This window comes from Marinobacter sp. AN1, from assembly GCF_026013985.1.
Classification (GTDB): domain Bacteria; phylum Pseudomonadota; class Gammaproteobacteria; order Pseudomonadales; family Oleiphilaceae; genus Marinobacter; species Marinobacter segnicrescens.
Window position 1 is genome coordinate 514536 of record NZ_CP110342.1, and the last position, 22116, is coordinate 536651.

18 protein-coding genes are annotated in these 22116 nt (G+C 56.8%); 8 read left to right on the forward strand and 10 right to left on the reverse strand.

Translation table 11 applies throughout. The features are described from left to right. Window positions 1–4: 4 nt before the first annotated feature. The 3 genes from LJ360_RS02210 to LJ360_RS02220 all read right to left on the reverse strand — a co-directional run bounded on the left by LJ360_RS02210 (window position 5) and on the right by LJ360_RS02220 (window position 3596). Window positions 5–2353 (reverse strand): EAL domain-containing protein, encoded by a 2349-nt coding sequence (locus tag LJ360_RS02210; protein WP_264995114.1) that lies wholly within the window; start codon window positions 2351–2353, stop codon window positions 5–7. A 235-nt stretch (window positions 2354–2588) separates the two neighbouring features. Next, window positions 2589–2981, reverse strand: coding sequence for a globin (locus LJ360_RS02215; RefSeq protein WP_264995115.1), 393 nt, complete (start codon window positions 2979–2981; stop codon window positions 2589–2591). Window positions 2982–3152: 171 nt separating this feature from the next. Next, window positions 3153–3596, reverse strand: coding sequence for a hypothetical protein (locus LJ360_RS02220; RefSeq protein WP_264995116.1), 444 nt, complete (start codon window positions 3594–3596; stop codon window positions 3153–3155). A 119-nt stretch (window positions 3597–3715) separates the two neighbouring features. Between LJ360_RS02220 and LJ360_RS02225 the strand changes: the two genes are divergently transcribed. From LJ360_RS02225 to LJ360_RS02240, 4 genes are all read left to right on the forward strand, one after another. Beyond that, window positions 3716–4054: a thioredoxin family protein gene (locus tag LJ360_RS02225; RefSeq protein ID WP_264995117.1), complete on the forward strand. Its 339-nt coding sequence runs from the start codon at window positions 3716–3718 to the stop codon at window positions 4052–4054. A 210-nt stretch (window positions 4055–4264) separates the two neighbouring features. Continuing rightward, window positions 4265–5650, forward strand: a complete 1386-nt coding sequence (gene mltF, locus LJ360_RS02230) for a membrane-bound lytic murein transglycosylase MltF (protein WP_264995118.1) — start codon at window positions 4265–4267, stop codon at window positions 5648–5650. Between the two features lie 124 nt (window positions 5651–5774). Then, on the forward strand, window positions 5775–6758 hold the full coding sequence (locus LJ360_RS02235) for a substrate-binding domain-containing protein (RefSeq protein WP_264995119.1): 984 nt from the start codon (window positions 5775–5777) through the stop codon (window positions 6756–6758). Further along, window positions 6755–8863, forward strand: a complete 2109-nt coding sequence (locus LJ360_RS02240; RefSeq protein ID WP_264995120.1) for a sensor domain-containing diguanylate cyclase — start codon at window positions 6755–6757, stop codon at window positions 8861–8863. The genes LJ360_RS02235 and LJ360_RS02240 overlap by 4 nt, the downstream gene beginning before the upstream one ends. A gap of 51 nt (window positions 8864–8914) precedes the next feature. On the opposite strand, the gene LJ360_RS02245 is transcribed toward LJ360_RS02240, so the two are convergent. Further along, window positions 8915–9622, reverse strand: coding sequence for a nitroreductase (locus LJ360_RS02245; protein ID WP_264995121.1), 708 nt, complete (start codon window positions 9620–9622; stop codon window positions 8915–8917). A gap of 106 nt (window positions 9623–9728) precedes the next feature. Then, the gene (locus tag LJ360_RS02250) at window positions 9729–10115 is read right to left on the reverse strand and encodes a PilZ domain-containing protein (protein WP_264995122.1); all 387 of its coding nucleotides are present in this window, start codon (window positions 10113–10115) and stop codon (window positions 9729–9731) included. A 211-nt stretch (window positions 10116–10326) separates the two neighbouring features. On the opposite strand from LJ360_RS02250, the gene LJ360_RS02255 reads away from it, so the two are divergent. Beyond that, window positions 10327–11595, forward strand: coding sequence for an MFS transporter (locus LJ360_RS02255; protein WP_264995123.1), 1269 nt, complete (start codon window positions 10327–10329; stop codon window positions 11593–11595). A gap of 72 nt (window positions 11596–11667) precedes the next feature. On the opposite strand, the gene LJ360_RS02260 is transcribed toward LJ360_RS02255, so the two are convergent. Beyond that, complete coding sequence (locus LJ360_RS02260) at window positions 11668–12210, reverse strand: cysteine hydrolase family protein (RefSeq protein WP_264995124.1); 543 nt, start codon at window positions 12208–12210, stop codon at window positions 11668–11670. Window positions 12211–12315: 105 nt separating this feature from the next. Between LJ360_RS02260 and LJ360_RS02265 the strand changes: the two genes are divergently transcribed. Beyond that, complete coding sequence (locus LJ360_RS02265) at window positions 12316–13281, forward strand: GlxA family transcriptional regulator (RefSeq protein WP_264995125.1); 966 nt, start codon at window positions 12316–12318, stop codon at window positions 13279–13281. Between the two features lie 299 nt (window positions 13282–13580). Here the strand turns inward: LJ360_RS02265 and LJ360_RS02270 are convergent, their stop codons facing one another. The 3 genes from LJ360_RS02270 to LJ360_RS02280 form a co-directional block, all read right to left on the reverse strand. Then, on the reverse strand, window positions 13581–14882 hold the full coding sequence (locus LJ360_RS02270) for an IS1380 family transposase (protein ID WP_264994259.1): 1302 nt from the start codon (window positions 14880–14882) through the stop codon (window positions 13581–13583). A gap of 89 nt (window positions 14883–14971) precedes the next feature. Further along, window positions 14972–16199, reverse strand: a protein-coding gene (locus LJ360_RS02275) for an IS3 family transposase (protein WP_264995126.1) whose coding sequence is annotated in 2 segments (ribosomal slippage) — window positions 14972–15824 and window positions 15823–16199 — 1230 coding nt in all. Because the reading frame shifts where the segments join, the coding sequence is not laid out codon by codon here. Between the two features lie 1068 nt (window positions 16200–17267). Continuing rightward, the gene (locus LJ360_RS02280) at window positions 17268–18143 is read right to left on the reverse strand and encodes a WYL domain-containing protein (RefSeq protein ID WP_264995127.1); all 876 of its coding nucleotides are present in this window, start codon (window positions 18141–18143) and stop codon (window positions 17268–17270) included. A 116-nt stretch (window positions 18144–18259) separates the two neighbouring features. Here LJ360_RS02280 and LJ360_RS02285 point away from each other — a divergent pair, with 116 nt between their 5' ends. Both LJ360_RS02285 and LJ360_RS02290 read left to right on the forward strand, forming a co-directional pair. Continuing rightward, window positions 18260–19792, forward strand: a complete 1533-nt coding sequence (locus tag LJ360_RS02285) for an argonaute PAZ domain-containing protein (RefSeq protein WP_264995128.1) — start codon at window positions 18260–18262, stop codon at window positions 19790–19792. After that, window positions 19768–20511, forward strand: a complete 744-nt coding sequence (locus LJ360_RS02290; RefSeq protein WP_264995129.1) for a Piwi domain-containing protein — start codon at window positions 19768–19770, stop codon at window positions 20509–20511. Before LJ360_RS02285 ends, LJ360_RS02290 begins: the two co-directional genes overlap by 25 nt. 166 nt (window positions 20512–20677) lie before the next feature. Here LJ360_RS02290 and LJ360_RS02295 read toward each other — a convergent pair whose 3' ends face one another. After that, complete coding sequence (locus LJ360_RS02295) at window positions 20678–22030, reverse strand: TMCO4 family protein (RefSeq protein ID WP_264995130.1); 1353 nt, start codon at window positions 22028–22030, stop codon at window positions 20678–20680. Window positions 22031–22116 lie beyond the last annotated feature (86 nt).

A 22116-nucleotide genomic window follows, 5' to 3' on the forward strand; every position in this document is an offset into this window, starting at 1 on the left:
GTGCTCACTTTTCTCTGGTGAAACGTTTCGCCCATGCCATTGCTTCATCCGCTGGCATCGGCCTGGCCCAGAAATACCCCTGGGCCACGTGGCAGCCCATTTCCAGCAGGCGATCGCGGGTGTCTGCATCTTCAATCCCTTCAGCCACCACCCGCCGGTGAAAGTTTTCTGACAGGTCAATGATGGCCCCCACGACCATCTGGTCCTCTTCATCGCTGAGCATGTCCGTGACAAAGGACCGGTCGATCTTGATTTCCTGAACCGGCAGGCGGCGGAAGTAGTCGAGGGAGGAGTAACCGGTGCCAAAATCATCCAGGGCCAGGTCTACCCCTATGGAGCGGCACGCCTGCAGTCGTTTGATGACGGTGTCCGAATCGTCCAGCGCCGTGGTTTCCAGCAGCTCGAGAATCAGCTTGCCCCGGATCGTTTCGTCGCAGCCATCCAGTGCCTCCGCAAGGTCTTCCTCGAAACCGGAACTGAGGAAATGGGACGGGCTCAGGTTGATGCTGATGGACCAGGGCAGGCCAGCCTGGTGCCAATGCCGGAGCTTGTTGATCGCGTCCTTCATGACGAAGCGCCCGATGGCATCGGCATACTCGGTGTATTCCAGGTAGGGCAGGAATTCGATCGGCCCAAGCAGGCCCTGTGTTGGATGCTGCCAGCGAATCAGCGCTTCAAAGCCCGCCACGGTGTTACTCTGCAAGTCCATCCTGGGTTGCAGGAAGAGCTCAAGCTGGCTGTCCTCCAGTGCCTGGGGAACCTGGTCCAGGATTCTCAGCTTCTCCTTGCGCGACACATGGGTATCCAGGTCAAACCGGTGATACTGGTTCTTGCCGGATTCCTTGGCCGCGTACATGGCCTGGTCAGCATGCCGTAGCAACAGGTCCGGGTCGGCGTTGTCTTCCGGGTAGACGGTAACGCCCATGCTGCAGGACAGCTGCAGGTTATGCTGGCGATGACTGACAGGCTGGCGCACCGATTCGAGGATGCGGTGGTAAACCTTGTCCTCATTGACATCCCGAAGAATTGCCACGAACTCGTCACCACCGAGCCGGGCGATGATGTCGTGTTCACGCACGGACTCCTGCAGTCGTTCGGCAACGACCCTGAGGACTATATCGCCCACCGCGTGGCCGAACTCATCGTTGATCTCCTTGAAGCCATCGAGGTCGATAAAACAGACCGAGACCAGCCCGTTGCGTCGATCGGCCTCCACCAGCTCTTCCTCAAAGATTTCAGTCAGTCGGCGCCGGTTGGGCAGTCCTGTCAGGGCATCGTAGTTGGCGGCACGTTCCAGGCTTTGCTTGTGCTCAAGTTTCTCCCGGTAAAGCTGTTTCCGCTCGATCAGCTGACCGACTGTCTGCAGCAGGGGGTCGAGCTCGTCGGCCAGCGCTTCGGAATAGCCGCCAGCGCGATTGGCCAGTCCAACCAGGCCAATGAGGCTGTGACCGGCAAAAATAGGGATACCCAGATAGGTGGTGATTTGCGGGTGCCCCTCCGGTAGCCCGCCTCGCCGGGGGTCACTGGTAAAGTCGTTGGAGAGTACCATCTGTCCGCTTTCCAGCGAGGCGCCGATCAGGTTATGGGGGTTGTCAAACACCATGCCCCGGCGCTTCACCTCCTGGTAGAGGGCTTCCGTTTCGGCGCTCCAGGCAATGTTTGTGATAGCGCCAACCTTGAGGAAGCGATCGCCATTGTCCCGTTGCAAGACCTCGCCGATAAAACCGAACTGGCTGCCGGTCAGGGCCAACAGGTCGCTGAGCATCAGCTCGAAGGCGGCGGTTTCGTCATCGTGGGTAAGGAATATATTCTGGGCCCGGTGGATGGCCCGGGTCAGTTGTGACAGGGACACGTACTCTTCCCTGTGCACCGACAGGTAGGCCCGCTCGATTTCGTCTTCGATCAGGCTGGCCAGGCTGCGCAGCACGTCCAGTTCAAACTCGGGCACCTTGCGGGGCTCTGTGTCGATGATGCACAGGGTGCCAATTTTGTAACCGCTGGGTTCCCGCACCGGCATGCCGGCATAGAAGCGGATGTGGTCTTCACCCGTAACCAGGGGGTTATGGCGGAATCTGGGATCTTTGGTCGCATCCTCCACGATAAAAACCGTATCGCGCTTGATGGCGTGGTCACAGAAGGCTATGGAGCGTGGTGTCTCATCGACTTCCAGGCCTTGCCTGGACTTGAACCATTGGCGCTCCTCGTCCACCACGGTGAACAAGGCGGTGGGGACACGATAGAAACGCTGGGCAATACGGGTCAGACGCTCGAAGCGCTCTTCTGGGGGCGTATCCAGAATGCCCAGGCGCCTTATGGCTTCCAGGCGGCGTTGTTCAGTCCTCGATAACTTCACGATTACTCCTGGGTCGGGCCGGCATCAGAGTGCGAACCCGGGTCAGACTGAATCCGATGCCTGCCTTCATTATTGACGGCTGATCGCCAAATGCCAGTCAACCCGGAAGTTTTTGTTGGCATTACATTGATTTGCGATCTTCCTTCGAGGGGGAGTCTGGCCTGCCAGGCTTCAGCCAGACACACTGGGCATCCGGTTTCAGGCAAACTCTCACCAGCAACCGCGGATGCAAGGCTCAGTAAGCCCCCCGGATCAGCTCTATACCGGGGTGGAGCACTTCCCGCCACTGGGTGTCGAGTTCGCGGCTGAATTCCGGATCGTGCTTGTTGACTGCCTTCATCAGGGCATTCAGCCATAGCGTGTACCACGCAGGATTGATGTTGAAGTTATGACGGTTATGGCTTTCTCCCAGGGCACGCAGTTTTCGGTCCGACATGCCACGGGCCACCAGAATCAGCTGCATGATGCCGTTACGAAGCAGGTGGCGCTGGGCGGCCATGTCGGTGTTCACGAAGCGCTGGCGAATCTCGTCAGAGCTGTCCATGAAAAAACTGTAAAAATCCTTGAAAAACTGTTCGTTACGGCAACACCGGCCATAGCTCTGAAACACTGAGTCTGTCGCGTTCATATTGGGTCCGCAGGTCGAATAATGAGGGCGCGCATTATAACCATACAAAGTATGGGGAAGTGTAGGTGAGATCCGAAAGTTCAGTGGGCAGGCAGATATGTGAGCGCTGACCGACCTGGGGGCTTCCGCAAAGTCGGTCAGCAACCCTTAGTGTCCCATAGCGGCACGGGCTCAGAAGCTGAAGGTACGCATCTTCGGGTTCAGCATCTGATCCGCCCTTTGCGGTGGCGTGGCTACGCCAACGCCGTCGATCAGGTCATCCTTCGTGTACTCGCTGTTGGGCAGATACAGCGCACAGACGTTGGCTGTGCCACCCTGCTTCAGGAGCCCACGGAGCATCTGGCCTGGAGTGACGTCCTTCGGCTTGAGGGTATCGTCCTCATAGGCTTTCAGGGCGAGGTCCCCGGCCTCATCACACAGCAGGACATTCACCCTGGCACCTTTTTCGGCCATGGTATTGGACAGCACCATCGCCATACCCTGGGTCTGCAGGGAATCGCTGGACAGAATGACCAGCACCTCGTCTATGGCTCCCTTGTGATTATCGGCCTGGGCGCCGGCAATCGCGCCGGCAAACAGTGCTGCAGTAAGGAATAGTTTCAGGAATTTCGGCATCGGTCGTCTCCTTGCTTCTCGGGTTTATCGAACTTCCATGATTACTATAGGAGCCGGACGGATTTAGTCTCTGTGATAAAGTCACGCCCAGGAGCAACTTTCATCGCTGGGGGGACCGGGTGCGTCAAATTGCCACGGAATCTGAACTGAATGAGCTGATTGCGGCGCAATCCGCCGTTATGGTGCTGTTTGGCGGCAGCCACTGTGGCGTATGCCAGGCCATCAAACCACGATTGATGGAGATGGCCAGGGCTGACTTTCCACACCTTGCCATGGTCTGGATTGACTGTGAGGCGGCAGGCCCGCCATGTGCTGCTCAGCGGGTATTTTCATTGCCGGTGGTGCAGTTGTGGTTCGAGGGACAGCCATTTGACAGGTTTGTCCGGGCTTTTTCCCTGGCGGCCGTGCGCCAGGCCATTGAGCGGCCTTATGAAATGCTCTTCTCGGCCGAAGGTTGACCGGGGTATCAGCCGATGTCCCCGTGCGCGCCCGCCGCGACCTGATTCTTGCCACTGCGCCTGGCCTGGTAAAGCAGGCTGTCCACAATGGTCGGGTGTCAACAGGCACCACTGATACAGAACGTCGGGGATGGTGATGAATCTGATTTGCCGCAAAGGAAGTAAATCCAGGGAGGTTATCATTCTAGAAAGCCGATCAAAGGGTAGTTCATGGTTGTCCGGCTATTTGTTTCCACTATTCTGGCACTCTCTTTCGCCGTTGCTGGCTGCAGCGAATCCGCTACGGAAGTAACGCACAAATCGGAGGCGTTGGCCTCACCGTTTGATACTGGCGTATTGAATGTCGCCACACGTAACGGCTCTACCACTTACTACCTGGACCGACATGAAAACCCCGTCGGTCCTGAGTTCACGCTTGTCAGTGAGTACGCCCAAGCCCGCGGCTGGCAGGTCGAGTGGACGATGCTTGAGTCCACCAGTGCTGTGCTGGATGCCTTGGAGGCAGGCACAACCCACCTGGCCGCTGCCGGCCTGACGCATCTGCCTGAGCGAAACGGGTGGTACACCCGCGGCCCTGCCCATACGGAAATCACCGAACAACTGGTCTGTCATCGCGATGACCGGCCCTTGCCTCGCAAGCCGGCCGATATTCCGGGTTGGGAGATCACCGTGACTGCCGATGCCAGCTATGTTGCCACGCTTGAGAAGCTGGCAGCACAGCATCCGGGTATCGAATTCCGCGAAGATCGTGAGCGAACCACGGAAATCCTGCTGTCCGAAGTAGCCGAAAAGGATCTCTCCTGCACGGTGGCTGACTCCAACATCGTCCAGGTCATGCGTCGCCACTTTCCGCACCTGGAAGTGGCCATGAACCTCACGCAGGGTCGCAATCTGGGCTGGTACTTGCCCGCCGAGGCCGGTGAGCTGGCCTCTGATGCCCGGGAATGGATGAACAGCCGTGAAGGCGACGAAGCCATGGGGCTGATGGAAAACCGGTACTACGCCTACATCGGTGAGTTCGACTTTGTTGATCTCAGGGCACTGAACCGTCGCATTGAGAACCGGCTGCCGCGGTATATCGACTTGTTCCGGGAAGCCGAGATCACCACTGGCATGCCAGCGGATCTGCTGGCGGCACTGGCCTATCAGGAGTCCCATTGGGATCCCCAGGCACGGTCGCCGACTGGTGTTCGCGGCATCATGATGCTGACGGGACGCACGGCGGAGTCTCTTGGTGTATCAAACCGGCTCGACCCGGCCCAGGCCATCGACGGTGGTGCCCGTTACCTGGCCGATCGTCACCGCCGCCTGCCGGAAACCATTCCCGAACCGGACCGGACGTTCCTGGCCCTGGCCAGCTATAACATTGGCCGTGGCCACCTGCTGGATGCACGGCAGCTGGCAAGGGATCTGGGCAAGAACCCGGATTCCTGGCAGGACATGGAGCAGGTGCTGCCGCTCAAGGCCGACAAACGATATTACCCGAGTACCCGGTATGGCTACGCCCGTGGCTATGAGCCAGTGCACTATGTGCAGCGGATTCGTAACTACCGGGATGTGATTCGCCGGGCGTTTCGTGCTTCGCCAGAGGAATAGCCAGGCCTGATACCGGCCCAGGCATTGAATCCCCACGTTTTTCTGATTGAGCGCCGGGTAGCCTTTGTAGCATTATGTAACAAATATATACGTATTGTTGTCTGTAAAATTAAGAGATAGCCGGATGACAGGCAGTACAAAACTTTTACGGATTGTGATCCTGTCATGGACGCTTGCCTGCCAGCTCGCCATGGCTTCCGACGTCCCAGCCGCCGAAAAGCGGCTGGCCTACCTGGTATCGGATGTCCACATACCCTTCTGGCGCATCATGGCGGAAGGGGTGAGGCACAAGGCCGGGGAGCGGGGCTACAGCCTGAAGGTGTACAGTGCCGGGAACCAGGCAAGGGAAGAGCTCAGGCTAACCATGGAAGCTATCCGGTCCGGGGTGGACGGGATCATCCTGTCCCCCACCAATTCGTCGGCGGCGGTGACCGTGCTGGAGTTGGCCGGCGACGCCGGTGTACCAGTCGTAATCTCTGACATCGGTGCCGGTGCTGACAGCTACGTCAGTTACATCGAATCCGACAATCATCAGGGCGCCTACGATGTGGGCCACCTGCTCGTTGATGCCATGGTGGAAGCGGACTGGGAAAGTGGCTCTGTGGGTATTGTTGCCATTCCCCAGAAACGGGCCAACGGCAAGGCCCGTACTGAGGGCTTCCTGCAGGCACTGACTGAAAGGGGCGTCCGGACCGCTGGGATCCTCCAGCAGTCCGATTTTTCCTACCGTGAAACTTACGACCACACCCGTACCCTGATCGATCGGCACCCGGAGCTGCGGGCTATCTGGCTGCAGGGGTCCAACCGTTACCGTGGTGCGCTGGACGCGATCGCCGATGCCGGCATGACTGGCGAGATCCTGCTGGTGTGCTTTGATGCGGAACCGGAATTCATCGGGATGATTGCGTCGGGACAGCTGGTAGGGGCCGGTATGCAGCAGCCGTTCCTGATGGGGGAAAAGGCGGTGGAAACCATGGACCTGCACCTGCAGGGGTCTGAGGTCGAAAAGCTACAACGCCTGTCCGTGTTGCCGGTTTCCCGCCAAAACCTGGACCGCCTGATGCCGGTGATCGAGCGCAATGTGCTCGGGATGGAGGCGGCCCGTTGACCGACCGTCCCGCTTCCCGTGATCCCATAGCACCTTCACTGCTAGTGCGTATCACACTGTCGATGATCGCCGTGATCCTGGTAGTGTTTGCGTTCCACGCGATTTACGTTTACTCCACCCAGCGCACCGAGATCGTTAACGCCATGCACGGTGACGTTAGCGAGAGCCTGGCACGACTGAGCCGCAACATTGCTCCCTTTATCGAGGCCTACGCTGTCAACGAATACGAACAGCTGGTAGCTACGGAAACGGCGCTGACACAGCACTTTGCCGTCGTGATAGAAGATTACGAAATGGCCGAGATTATTGGCACCAGCTATTTCTCCGGCCGCGTCCGTGACGGTCAGGGCAGCTACGTCCCCTACTCAGAGGAGGATCCCGGGTTGAATGAGCGGCTGCAGCAGGCCTTTTACTCGGACCGCCGTCCCATCCTGGCGGCAGACGGGGAGGTGCTGGGGCAGGTCTCGGTCTATGCGTCCGATGAGCGGCTGGTGCAGAAGCTTGACCAGGTGCTGTTGGAAGAATTATTGACCATCCTGGTTCTGGGGCTGGCGCTGTCAGGAGCACTGATCGTGGTGCTTCGCCGTTACCTATTGCGTTCCATAAATTATATCGACACGGCCATCCGTAACCGCGAAAGCGACGGAATTCCCCGCCAGCGGATGCCGAAAATCCGGTATCGGGAGATTGCCGTTCTCAGCGATACCATCAACACCATGCTGGACGCGATCCGGGAGGCGAAGGAAAGGCGCAAGATCGAGCGGCTACGGCTTGAAAACGCCATCACCGGAACCCGGGCCGCCACCTGGGAATGGAACGTCCACAGCGGGGAAACAGTTTTTAATGAACGCTGGGCCGAAATCATCGGCTACTCCCTCAGTGAACTGGAGCCGGTCTCCATTGAGACCTGGATGAAGTTTACCCATCCCGAGGACCTGCAACACAGCACGGACCTGCTTGAAAAACATTTCCGTGGTGAACTGCCGTACTATGAGTGTGAGGCCCGTATGAAGCACAAGTCGGGCCACTGGGTCTGGGTTCTTGACCGGGGACGGGTGGCTTCCTGGACAGATGAGGGGGAGCCATTGATGATGTATGGCACCCACCAGGACATAACCCCCCGCAAGGAAGCAGAAGAGAAGCTTTCCATGGCGGCCGGGGTCTTCCGGTACGCGCGGGAAGGCATTGTGCTGACCAGTGCTGACGGTATTGTGCTGGACGTGAATGCGGCCTTTACCAAACTCACCGGATACTCCCGTAACGAGGTGGTTGACCGCAGTTACACCTCGCTCACTTCCGGCCTTGAGAGTGAGGGCTTCTGGGTCGATATTTCGGGGACCCTGCAGTCCGAGGGCGTCTGGAGTGGCGAGTGGTGGGTTCCCCGACGGGATGGATCCAGGTTTCCGGCACTGATGACTATTGCCGATGTCCGCAGTGAGTCCGGTGAGATGACCCACTTCGTTACCCTGCTGGCTGATATCTCCCACCTCAAAAAGAATGAGGAAAAGCTGCGGCAGATCGCCCATTACGATGGGCTCACCGGACTGCCAAACCGAATCCTGCTGACGGACCGGCTCAGACAGGCTATTACCCTTGCACGGCGTCGAAAAGAGGTTCTGGCGGTGGTTTTCCTGGACCTGGATGGCTTCAAGCTGGTCAATGACACCCTGGGCCACGCCGCTGGAGATGAGCTTCTTGTAGCGCTGGCGGAGCGCATGAGAGGGGTCCTGCGGGAGTGCGATACAGTGGCCCGCCTTGGCGGAGACGAATTCGTTGCACTGCTGCCGGGCCTGGTCCAGGGGCCGGAGGATGCCCGGCCGATTCTGGACCGGCTACTGGCAGCACTGTCTACTGGCGTTCGAGTTGGCGGGGAATGGGTTCATGTTTCCGCGAGTATGGGCGTAGCCCTCTATCCCCAGGACCCGGATGTGGATGCGGATATTCTGCTACGCCAGGCGGACATGGCCATGTATCAGGCCAAGCAGCAGGGCAAGAACCACTATCGCTTTTACCACGATGTCCACGAAGGGACGGATGAAACGAGCCGCTCCCTGATCCTCTCCGACAACAATGTCGCGATCCCTGCTGACAGCGATGAGGACTGACGTGCAAGCCGGGGGCTCGTCGGCCGGATCCTCGAAGGTCCGGCCGGCTCCTCACGCCCTGTTCTCAGACTCCATGACGCCCTGCTCATCAAACCCCAGAAAACGGGCGGTATTGCTGATCGGCCGGCGCCGTGAAACCACCGAGTTAGCGACGAACTCATCGTCCGGCCAGCCCAGGGCGACGCAGGTCAGGATAACCTGGTCCTCGGGAATGTTGGCCACTTCCCGCACAACCGGGCTTTGCATGATGCCCTGGCCATTGATCACCGCTCCGAGGCCACGGCTCCAGGCGGCCAGCACCAGGCCGTAGGTCATGGCACCGGTGTCGAAGTGGGCGATGGTGTTATCCAGCAACTCCCGGTCGAAGCAGACGACAATGGATACCGGGGCATCGAACTGACGAAACCCCCTCATTACCCAGTCCTGCCTGCGCTCCTTGTCATGCCGCTCGATTCCCATGGCTTCAAACAGCTGGACCGCGATTTCAACCTGACGCTCGCGGTGGACACCCTGGTAGGCACCGTGGTCGTGGATCTCGCGGCTGGGCGGTATGCCAGCGAGCATCCGCTCTGTGTTGCCCTGGCGGACTCGCTCCAGGGGCTCGCCGGTGAGGACATGCAAATGCCAGGGCTGGGTGTTCATGGAGGACGGGGCCCGGTTGGCCAGTTCGATGATTTCCTCAAGAAGCTCTTTCGGTATGGGCTTGTCCTTGAAGCCACGTATGGATCGCCGTTCCTGGATTGCCTGATCGAGTTTCATCAATAACCTTTTTGTTTAATTGGATAGGCGCACAGGCTGGCAGGATCGAACAGGAACTCTGTCGGGAGTTCCCCGTTAACAGACCCCGGAAAATGCCAGTCTGAAGTTATCGCCCAAGAATGGCTTGGAACAGGGGATGAGTAAAGTGTTGGTGGTCAAACTCGATACCAAGGCGGGTATGCTGCTGGCTCACTTCTGCACGAACCACGGAGCCGGTAAGGTTGTCCATCCGGTGCCCACCCTGCAATAGGTCAAGCGAAACCCTGTCCCCGGAAGAAATACGGTCGCTGTCACACAGCACGGCAATGCCATGCTCGCTCAGATCCACGCAATGGCAGTCTTTGGGCTGGACCTGCTTGTTTGGCAGGGAGGGGTCAGTGGCAGTCAGCCTTGCGCTGATACTTCCGGGCACAACACGTACGGATCGGCGGAGGTCTGGTCGTTCCTCGACCTGGATGAGATCCGGACGGAGGTAATGTTTTCGCTTTTGCATCGATCAATTCCCTTCGGATGCTTACGATTTCATTGAAAAGCATGTCACAATTGTCGACGGATGCAATGCAGCAATACCCCTGAATAGTAAAAGAATGTTAAATGACCGTTGAGGTGGCCGATCTGTTGTTGTACTTGCACGCCGCAGGGGAATCGTGAACTATTCCTGCGTTGTTTCCGCTTCCTGCCAGTGAAAAAAGTGAGATCCTGCTGTGGCAAATGCCTCCACCGGTACCTATGAGCGATTGATGAACCCTGTCCTGGTTGCAGGTTGCATCATTATCCTGGTGAGTTTCGCGGTCCGCGCGTCGTTCGGGCTGTTCCAGTTGCCCATTGCCACCGAGTTCGCCTGGCCAAGGGAGTCCTTCTCACTGGCTATTGCAATCCAGAACCTGGCGTGGGGAATCGGGCAACCCATATTCGGTGCCTTCGCTGAGCGCTACGGCGACCGTAAGGCGATCCTGGGTGGCGGAGCCTTTTACGTCATCGGCCTGGTACTCTCGGCTTACGCCATCACTCCGGGCCAGCACCAGTTGCTGGAGATGCTGGTGGGTTTCGGTATAGCCGGAACCGGGTTCGGTGTGATCCTGGCGGTGGTGGGGCGCGCCACTTCTGACAAGCATCGCTCCATGGCGCTGGGTATCGCGACTGCTGCGGGGTCCGCCGGTCAGATCGTGGGGCCACCGGTAGCCCAGTCGTTGCTGAGCCAGATGCCCTGGCAGTCGGTGTTTGTGGTGTTCGCCGGGTTCATTATGGTGTCAATGCTGGCACTTTTGATGATGCGTGCGCCTAAGCCGCAGAAGCCGGCTGCTGACGAGGAGCCGATGGGCAGCGTTATCCGTCGTGCGGTGAAAGACCCGTCGTTTATCCTGATCTTTATCGGCTTCTTTTCGTGCGGTTATCAGCTGGCGTTTATCACCGCGCACTTTCCCGCCTTTATCACCGAAATGTGTGGCCCGGTTGATCCGGGAAGCCTGCTCTACACGCTGGGTATCACCTCCGCCGCCGGGTTGGGGGCCATCTCCATCGCACTGATTGGGCTGTTCAATATCGGCGGTACCCTGCTGGCGGGTTGGCTGGGTAACCACTATTCACGGAAATACCTGCTGGCCACCATCTACCTGCTGCGTACCCTGGTCGCTGGCGCATTTATCATGTCGCCCATTACGCCAGAGAGTGTGGTGCTGTTCTCGGTGGCAATGGGCTCACTGTGGCTGGCCACGGTTCCGCTGACCTCCGGCCTTGTCGCCCACATCTATGGCCTCAAATACATGGGCACCCTCTACGGCCTGGTGTTCTTCTCCCACCAGCTGGGCGGCTTCCTCGGCGTATGGCTTGGCGGGGCGCTGTACGATATCTACAACAACTACACCCTGGTGTGGTGGGTGGGTGTCGGTGTGGGCGCGCTGTCCGCGGTGGTTCACCTTCCCGTGAAGGAATATCCCTGGTCGCAGCGGGGCAAGGTGAGCCTGGCGACCTGAATGGTGTGCAGTCTCGGACTGCGCCGGCAATAAAGAGAGGGCTAACATTACCGGCGCCTGTCGGATCAAACCTTACTGATAGTCATTGGTCGTCCTGACCGTCGCATAGGCGAATGCCAGCGCGGCCATGGCGGCCGCGTGGACCTGTGCGGCGGGCACATTTATTCCATTGAACTCCAGGTCCATCGTGGCGCAGGCATCTTCCAGCACGGTGACCTGGTAACCAAAGTCTGCTGCCGCCCGACTGGTGGCCTCTATGCACATATGGCTCATCGCACCGATGACGACCACTTCCTCAATACCCTTGGCGTCCAGCATGTCCTTGAGCGGTGTTTCCCGGAAGGAGTTCGGGTAGTTCTTGAGAATGACAGGCTCTTCTCCCTGGGGTTCTACCGATTCGTGAATGTTTACGCCCTCGGTTCCGGGGGTGAATACCGGCGCGTCAGGGCTCCGGGATTCGTGGTGAATGTGTACCAGCAGGTCGCCGTTGCTTCTGGCTTTCTCGATTACACCGGCTGCGTTGGTGGCCGCTTTTTCAATATTGGCCAGCGGCAGCTTACCGCCAGCAAAGTATTCGCACTGCAGGTCTACTACCAGGACGGCTCGTTTGCTCATCATCTGCTCCTGTTCATCGGTCTGTTGTATCTCTGGTGATTGTGCGCGGAGCAGTCCACAATCGTCAGTGGCAATTTCGACAGATTACAGGGTGAAAACGACATAATGGGGCAACCCACAGAACTGGGAATCCTGCGCTATCCGGGCGCGCAGCAAGCTGCGGTTCTGGGCCTGACCGACCTCCTGGTCATGGCATCGACGTCCGCGAAGCAGGAAGGCGCCAGCGAGGGCCTGCGGATCAGTCATTGGGAACAGGCGCATGGGTCGGGTGAGCTGGTGCGGGTATTCGATACTTCACCGGGTGCTGGCAGTGCGCTCTCGGTTCTGATCCTGCCGCCGTGCCTGGAACAGCCACCAACCGCAGAGCAGGCGGCCGTCTATGCTGATTGGCTTCGTGAGCAGCACCAGGGCGGTGTGGTGCTCAGCTCGGTCTGCGCCGGGGCGTTTGTACTGGGTGAAACCGGACTCCTGAACGGCAGGACAGTTACTACCCACTGGGTCTACCGGGACAGGTTTCGTTTGCGATTCCCGGCTGCCAGGGTCGATACGGACCGGTTGCTTATAGATGATGGCGATATCATCACCGCCGGAGGGGTGATGTCCTGGACGGACCTGGGCCTCAGACTGGTGGAGCGCTTTCTCGGAGCCGACGTCATGATCCGCACTGCCCGCATGTTGCTGATTGACCCACCTGGTCGGGAGCAGCGGTACTATAGTGTGTTCACTCCCAATTTCCGCCATCAGGACAGGGCTGTGCTGAAGGTGCAACACTGGTTGCAGGCTACGGGCGCCAGGGAGGCCTCGCTGGAAAGCATGGCCGGGCAAGCCGGGCTGGAGCAACGTACCCTTCTACGGCGTTTTCAGAAAGCGACCGGTATGACGACCGGCGAGTATTGCCAGCGCCTGAGGGTCAGCAAGGCGCAGGAGCTGTTGCAGACCAGCGGGCTGCCTGTGGAAAGCGTCGCGTGGGAAGTTGGATATGCTGACCCCGGGGCCTTTCGCAAGGTATTTTCCCGGATCGTGGGGCTCAAGCCGGGTGACTACCGGCGGAGGTTTGGGCGCGCTGGTTAGGTTACCGTTCACCAATGCATCGCGGTCAGCTTCGGCCCAGGCACCGTTGTGGCGAAGTTTTTATCGAGAAAGTTAACCACAAAGGCTTCCTGACCCGTCCTAATATACGTTGACGGTTTTTGTTGAAGCCAGCGGCCTAGCCCGGATTTCTCATAGTGCTCCAACAACCTTCGCAGACCAAGCCTGGTAGTGCCAGATCCGAGTGGTCATGGTCGAAGTTGGCGATTATTTAGCCAGTTTCCGGCATTCAGGCACAACTCCCCTTTCCCCATTGGTATCGGGCCGGGGAGCCCGATTATCTACTGGGGCACCAAGCGCTGAACCAGTGCTGAGAGATCGTTCTTGTGTGGATAGCTATCACTCATCAACACCCGTATTCGGCGGGTGTTGCGGATGATGACTGCGCCAACCTTGATCAGCTTCAAGCGCAAGGTGCCGGCACTCATACGTTCGAAGGGCGTGTTTTTCAGATGCACCCGCAAACGCTCGAACAGGGTGTAGGCGAAGCCGGATAAGATCAGCCGCCACTGGTTGGTCCACCAGTGTGTGCTGGAGGTGCGACCGGCAAACAGATCCAGTTGTTGATCCTTGATCCGGTTCTCCATATCACCCCGTGCGCAATACTGTTCGTAGTAGAGCTTGAATCCGTCATCGTAGCGGGAGCTGATAACGAACCGGGGGTTCGGGCCTTGAGGGCCATATTCCAGGCGCGCAACCACCCAGCGTGGCTTATGCCAGCTTCGGGCTTTGTAGCGGAAGCGGAAGGTGCTGGCGAGCTTATGGCCATGAGCCTCGTAGTAGGTCCGGACTTTGTCCATGGCTGGGGCGGCAAGCGCCTCCAGCCGCTGGTTGCGGGCCATGCCTACGATGTAATCCACCTGGTTGCGATCGCACCAGGCCAGCAGTCGGGGCTTGCTGAAGTGGGAGTCGCCCCGGAATACGATCCGGGTCTGTGGCCAATACTGGCGAATAAATCGCACCAGCAGCGCCAGAATGGCCCAACTGTGCCGGGCATCACCCCGGTTGCTGGTGCGCAGGTAGCTCACCAGCAAGTGCCGGCCGCAGAAGACGTAAAGCGGGAAGTAGCAGTGATGGTCGTAATACCGGTTAAAGAATTTACCCGGCTGATCCCCATGCACCGGGATATCGGTGCCGTCAAAATCCAGCACGATTTCCTTGGGCGGCTTCTCATGCTGCTCGATAAAGTGGTGCCAGAGCAACTCATGCGCTTTGACAATGGTTTGCCGATCCATCGCCTGCTCCATTCGACAAAGCGTGGACTTGCCGGCCAGAGTCGAGGCATTCCCCGTGGCGGTTTGTAGTGCCTGATCAAAGCGAAGCGCTTCATGATCATTCAGATCTTCGTAGCCGCTGGCCACGCCGTAGACGCGCTGCCGGATCATGGTGTTGAGCCCATGACGAATCATGCGGGCATCCCGCTGGTCGGTCAGCGTCTCGGCCAGTCGCTGGGTTAGCCGGTGTTGTTTATCGACTTCGCGCAGTAACAACACACCGGCATCCGAGGTGATATGGCCTCCGGAGAAATCGGCTTCAATCTGGCGGCGGGAGAGTGGCGAGAAGGTCAGTTTTTGAGGTACCATTTTGGATAGCGGCTTTTAGTGTGGGTTTTTGTGTAGGAACTTGAATTCTAACACTTTAAGCCGCTTCTTCCTTCCTCATGCTACCTTCTTCATGAGAAATCCGGCCTAGGGTTGCTGGCTTTTTCATGCACCTCTTGGGGCGTTTTCATGCCGAGACTGAGGTGTGGCCTGTAGGTATTATAGGCAGCAATGGACTCCTTGATCAGTACACCCAACTCGGCAAAGGTTCGACATCGGTTGATAAGAAACTCTTGCTTGAGGATGCCGTTGATCCGTTCAGCAAGAGCGTTCTGGTAGCAATCATACCCATCGGTCATCGATGGCCGAATCTGATGTTTCCGTAGCACGCTTTGGTACAGAGAAGAGCAATATTGGAGGCCTCGATCCGAATGATGTATGAGGGGCTGATCGGTCATACGGTGACGGACTGCCTGGTTCAACGCGGCCACGGTATCGGAAGCTTTCATTTCATGGCTGAGGTTATGGCCCACGATCTTGCGTGAGAAGGCATCCGTAATCAGGGATAGATAATGCACCCCCTCACCTGTTTCAACGTAGGTGATATCGCTCACGAAGACCTGCTCCGGGCGATGCAGCTCACATCCTGCCAGCAGGTTAGGATGCTTCCTCATCCAATGGCGGCTGTTGGTTGTTTTCGTATAGTTTTTCTTCGGGCGGACCAGTAACTGGTGCTGACGAAGGTAATCAAACAAACCATCTCGGCCAAGCTTGATGCCAAGGGCTTGAAATTCTTCGTGCAGCAGATAATACAGCTTGCGTGTTCCTAATCGTGGCAATCGTTTTCGAATCTGCTGCACAAGAACTTTAACCGGCTCCAGTTGAATCTGACGCATTCTCCGCCGCTGAAGACGTTGATAAATCCCCTGGCGTGATACTCCAAAGAGCGAACAGCTTTTGCTCAGGCTCACTTTGCCTTTTGCTTGCAGCGTGCGCGCTCCTTGGATAAATACTTTTTCGCAGGCCGGCTCCGTAATCCCGATCCATGATATCGACCATTTCATTGAGCAGGAGGTTGCGAAGACGCTCATCTTCCAGCTCTTTTTCCAGTCGCTTTATCTTCTGCTCGGGCGTTTCCTGGGATCGGTTCATGGGCGAGCTCCTGGGCAAGGACCAGTCCAATTTACCATGCTTCCGAAGCCACGTGAGAACCGTACTGCGACCCTGGATACCGTAGGTCTTTTGCGCCTGTTTGTAGGTGAGCTCGCCTTTTTCGACCTGATCAACAACCGCTAATTTAAAGCCGAGGTTGTAATCACGCTGCGTGCGCTTCTTGCGGGTGGGAGTGATGTTGTCCATCTGTGCATCTCCAGATGACAACGTATTTCAGGACGGGACATCCTTCACAAAAAGCCCGCACAATGGCGGGCTTTTTTGTGGATATGGCCCGCCCGAGAGGATTCGAACCTCTGACCTCTGCCTCCGGAGTGCAGCGAAATACTATGGTGGGATTCGTGCTGGGCGGAGCTAAATCGGCGCAAATCAACCAGATGAATGCGAAAGACCTGTTGCTCTCTAGCCCTTGGGGTGTGGGCTTTTCGCCGATTGCCGCCAATTTTGGGCACAGACTTGTCCGGTGACTGGTGACCCAATTCGGACACTTTGACCGCTGCCCTAGTGGCAAATTTCACCGGTGATGCTCACGCTAGCACGTATTTCTCGCTCTTCAAAATGTCCGGTGAGGTGTGACCAAAATAAGACACTTAGCGTGCTATCTATCCTTGGTCGAGAGTACTGCGGTTTTTAGCTGCGATAGCTTTGGCGTGGGCATAGTCCCAGCAACTTCACGGCAGGCGCTTACAGAGCACGTTGTGAGGCCATTTCGGTATAAATACAAGGCGTATACCTGGCCTTCGGGGGTATGCGGGAGTTGGCTCAGGCGCGCAAATGGTACATCCGGAACCACTGGCAGCTCCTGTACCACTCCATCCGTGATTTCCACCAAATGTGCAATGAGGTGAACGACCCGTATCTCTCAGTTCGACAGTCAGGGTCAGGAAACAAACAGAGCACGGCGCAGGGACGCCAACAGTGGGTCCAACAGCTTGGCCCCAGCTCATGTCCGGTGAGGAGTACTTACGCTGCGGCGGGGGAGGCGTGAGCATAAACGTCGGTGCAAGAGCGCGAGGCAGGGATTGAGAGCGGCAAGGCTAAAGACCTGTTCTCCAACCGGAGGCACCGCACGATTTCGGCCCACATGGGCCACTTTCGATTAATTTGGCCCGCTCGGGCCACTCTGGCCCACGTGGGCCACCATGGCCAGCCTGGGCCACTTTGGTCCGATGACCCAGATTACCAGGGAGCCTCTTTAAAACGTGCTGGAGATTGGTCAGTGCTGTTCTCCGAAAGCAGCAGCGACACAGGGATTTATAAAATCAACTGCCGCAATGCATCCCGGTTGGCTAACGCTAGTTGATGAGCCTTTGGGTTCGTACGGGTTTGGTGAGGCGTTCCTATCTTTAGTGCAACCACCATGTACTTCACCAATGGTGAACGCACTATAACCCGCAGTGTTTTGTCCGGGCCCATGGCATAGTCGTCGGCCACGAGCTGCTGTTGCTCTGGTCGCAGGGCTGGATTGGGTGTGAGCACCATTTCAACTTCCCGGAACCACTCCACATCGTTGGACGGAGTTGCCATCTCAAGTCGTTCGCCCTCGATGTCAGGCACATCGACGAACCGGTGCAGCATGAAGTCTTTGAACATCCGATCTCTCTCGCAAAATGCACGAACGTGCCAACGACTGTCGGCCGAGACCAGTGTGTGTGGTGCAATCAGCCGTTCTTCTCCCCCAGGGTTCGCGAAGGATCGATAGCACACATTAATCCGCTGGCCTTCACGCACGGCTTGCAAGATAACGCGCACGATTTCTGGATCAACGGGACGTGTCAGGGATTGCAATCTGTCTATAGGGGCATGCCCTGTTTGCAGGGCATAAAAGTGATTGTTCTGAATGGATCCGCCGTGCAGGAGATTCAGATACTCATTCACCTCACCGTGACTGAAACGTGGCTGAAAACCGGTTTCGGGTATGTACCCCCTTGCTTGACTGCAGAGGTGGATATTGTCCGGTACTTTTCGTTGATAGGACTTGATGATCTCTGACGCCTTGCTTCTGCCAATGGAGAAGGCCACTTTCAGGTGGTTGGTGGTCAGTCTTCCTTCCCACAGGGCAATAACTTCGATCAGATGGAACTGAGCAACGCGCTCCCAGTTGAGGTCTGTGTCGATGTTTGCATCCATATAAACACCTGGTTCTGTTTGAAAATCGGGCAGATTGTAAATCCGTTCAGTATCGCATGATCGCCAGGGTCACGGCATCCTTCTTCCAATCGTCAATTCGAAAGAGATGCTTCAATATGGCTACAGCTCAGGAACAGGTTGGTCTTTCGGCCATGGGGCTTGATTGCGACCTGAGACAGATCTCTGTGTACCGCTACCGCGTGACCATTGAGTCGGGTGTTGATGAAAAGGAATCGCAGGTTCAGCAGACTCGAAAAGCTGCCAGGCTTGCTGCGAAGAGCAACCGCTGGCAGCCGGTGACCGATGTGGGCCATTACGCGGTTGTTGCTCTTCAGCATTTGGACTCACTGAACATTGATGCTTTCGGCTTTAAATGCTCTCTGGAACCGGAAGGCGAAGTGGCACTCCAAGCTGCCCGAGATGAAGAGCGGGGTGCTATCGAACGGCTTTTGAATCAGGACCTCCACCGCGCGGCCTTCAATTTTGCGCGAAACCAAGACCCCTCAATCGGTCGCCCCCTGAAAGCATCCAGGCATCCCGCCGGCTGGGTTGAAATCGAAGAGGCCAATCCATCAGAGCGGGTCCGCGCCAAGTCCGCTTATCTTGAACTGTTCAAGACCCTTCAAATAACGCCGGAACTGTTGCCCAGTGGCCAGGTAATTCTGGGGCTTTCCGTACGCCACAAGATATGTGCAAAGGACGGTATTACGCTGGACTGGGTCATCAATAAGCGGCCGGACTGGCTGAAAAACATCAAGCGAGTGCGCCATCGTTACATTGTTCAAGGTAAGCCACCGGGCGTTGCTGACTTTCATGGGTTGGCAAACGATAAGACTGCCGATTCAGCGGTGCCGGGCACTCCGCATACGCTTTACAGCTACCATGAAGAAAAAGGCCACATCCAGCCAGGACAGGCGGAAATCGTCCATGCCAGCCATGTGGTCAAGGTTAGTTACGGGCGTAAGGATACGTTTGATCACTTGGGTGCGCTGCTAGAGCCCATGTTCGACTTTGAAACCCTTCAGAAAATTGACAGTCCTTTGCTCAACCGAATGGCCAGAGATCTTAAGTGGCCGATCATGGATCGATTGAGAGTTTCAGGTGAGATGGTGAAAGGCCTATTTCTGCCAGGATTTCGCGCAAAGGTGGTGCCGATTGAGCCGTTGGCGGAGGCAGCAGGTAACATCCGTCCACCGTTCCGTCTGCGTTTTCACAGCGGGCGCACTGATGACACAGAAAAAGCCGTACTCAAACTGGGTGCTTTCAGGGGCATGACGCGTGCACAAGTTGTCTGTCTGGCTGTTGGTACCCGAGTGAGCTCGGATGCCTTGAGCCAACACTTCTACAAGCTGCGCGAATCCTGCCAAAGAATATCAGCTGATCCGTTGCCAAAATGGCTGGGTTTGACCGCATCCAAGCCGTTGAAAAATGTCATGGAGCTGGACAAGCGACTGACCAATACCCCTCCTGAGAACACACTGCTTGTGATTGCTATCGACAAGGCTGCCAACAAGGCTGAGATCCGAGATGTAGCATTTCGCCACAAGCTAGCTTGCCAATTCATGCTCACGGACCACCACCCCAAGACGTATCAAAAACCTATTACAACAATCTGGCGGCCGGTGTGTTCAGTAAAGGCGGTGGTTTAATTTGCGGTCTGGAAGATGTGCCGGGCGAGGTAGATCTCTTTATCGGGCTGGATCTGGGCGGGGTATCGCAGCGAGCCCCGGGCTCGGCCTTTTTATTCACACGAAACGGAGCGCAGCTCGGCTGGCAGTTGGCGGATTTGCAAACTGGGGAACGCCTGGGTGACGACGCGCTGAAAAGTCTGCTGCATAAAAGTATTCAGGAATATGGCCGCCACCATAACGGGGAGCTGCCACGCACGATTACCATCCATCGTGATGGCCGCTTTTTCGAAAGCCTCGATGTAATCAAGAAAATTGAACAGCACTACAAGATCAAGATCAATGTTCTTGAGGTGATCAAAAGCGGCGCACCGATTCTGTTTCGTAGATATTATCAATCCGGAAAGAAAAGGTACCGAAATCCAGACGTAGGGGATATTTACCGGTTTATTGGGTTGGATGAGCTAATTGTGGCCACTTACAGTGGAGATGAGTTGGGCTCTTGGGGCGATAAAGTCAGTGTAAGGCCGCTTCGATTGCGAAAGCGCTACGGAGGCGAGTCGTTGGAGATCATGGCCCAGCAGGTTCTGCTACTGAGCCGAATTCATGGTGCATCTCTGTATCGTCACCCAAGGTTACCGGTAACGACGCATCACGCAGATCGCTTTGCGACGTTGCGGCAAACTTGCAGCCTGGAAGCCTTGTCATATATGGATCGAGCCTGTCCGGTGTATCTATAGCGCACAATCGCTTCTCTGTTGTGGAACCGATTACCCACTAAATTACGAGGCGGTTTGATCTGCCGCCCTGATTACACGGCGGCTGCCAGTTTGATAGAGCTTCGGCCACAATACGTTAGGCTCATTTTTCTCTCGTACCGTGCAAAGTCACGCCATTATCATGTGGCTAAGCCTTGCCCAGCCCTGAGATCCGCTCCAACAATTGGGGCAAGTTGGCCTTCCAGACCGTGTGGCCGCTAATGAAGTCTGTACAGTCGATATTAAAGGCTGGCGGCATCGCCGCTCCCAGACCAGCCGGCTTGGAAAGCCAGGCGTTAGCCATCTGGTATAAATGCCTCAGTGTGTCGTCATTGGCAGAGTAACAATTGTACAAAGTGCCGGTAACCGCTGCCCCAGCCTTCTCCCAAGACTTCACTTTATCGCGCCCAACGGCACCGCCCATCAGCACAACATCCCTGACATATCTTTCGTCTTTGGTTGAAAGTGCCATGAGAGCGAAAAAAATCACACGGGCACCAAGGGAATGCCCCATCAGCGTGAACGTTGTCCCCTCTGTGCGACTAAGCGCTTCCGCCAGGATGGCCCCGGTCTTTTGCGCTTTGAGCATGGCTGAATACCAGGGGTTGCCTGACACGCTAAGCACCAAGTTGGACAGACCAGAACTCGCTGCAAGTATTCCCGCCCCAGTACTGGCTCCTGCCCAGGAGCCGAAGTTTGCAAGGCTTTTGGCGTCCCAGTTCAGGTGCCAAATATCGTCATCATCGTATGTGCCTCGCAAGCCTGATACCCAGTCGTGTGTAAGGTCAAACCATTCTTCCTCTCTCACCGTCTGGGGATTTTTTTTGGACAGAAGCCCATTTATCACGATGACACTGTGTCGAGAGGCCGAGAGTCCCTCCTGGACCTTCACGAAATTGTAGTCAGGGATGTCTTTGAGGTAATTGTTGGCGATACCGTAGCCGGCTCTCCCTCCAAGCCCCGATCCAGCGGCGGCTGCGATTGCAAAAGGCCCGCCGCCGAGCGTAACAGCAAGGGTCTTGCCCGCCACAAAGGTAGCCTTCTTGGCCGCACCAGAGTAATTTTTCTGTCTAGGCTTCATTAGATCGGCGAACTCCGAGAGGTCGGCGATTCTCAGCGTGGCTTTAGAAAAGTCGGGAACGGTTCCATCGTGCTCTGAGCAAAGCTCGTTCGTCCAGCGTTCCTTGAAATAGTTTGCAACCTTGCTCTTGGTGGGCTCATCGCTTGATGAATAGTCAGGGGCTTGGTCACCATCACCATTAAAAGCCCCGGCCCCCCGCGCCATGTTGTCGCAATAGCGGCATTTCACCGTAGGGCCACCGCAGTTGTCACAGACGTAATCCGACCGGCCAATGATCCGCTCTGTCACAAGAGTATGAAGGCAATGAGCGCCGCACCAAGAACACCAGGCGGTAACCGTTGGCGCATCGCCACGTGCTTGTTTTACCGCCCCGGCATAAGAAGTAACGGAACCAGCTATACGCCCGACCTTTTTAAACATCGAAAATCCGACCCTACACAGTGTATCGAGAGGTAAATCATGCCATAAAACGCGGAAGTAACGGGGTAGAACCCAACGGAGGGTGA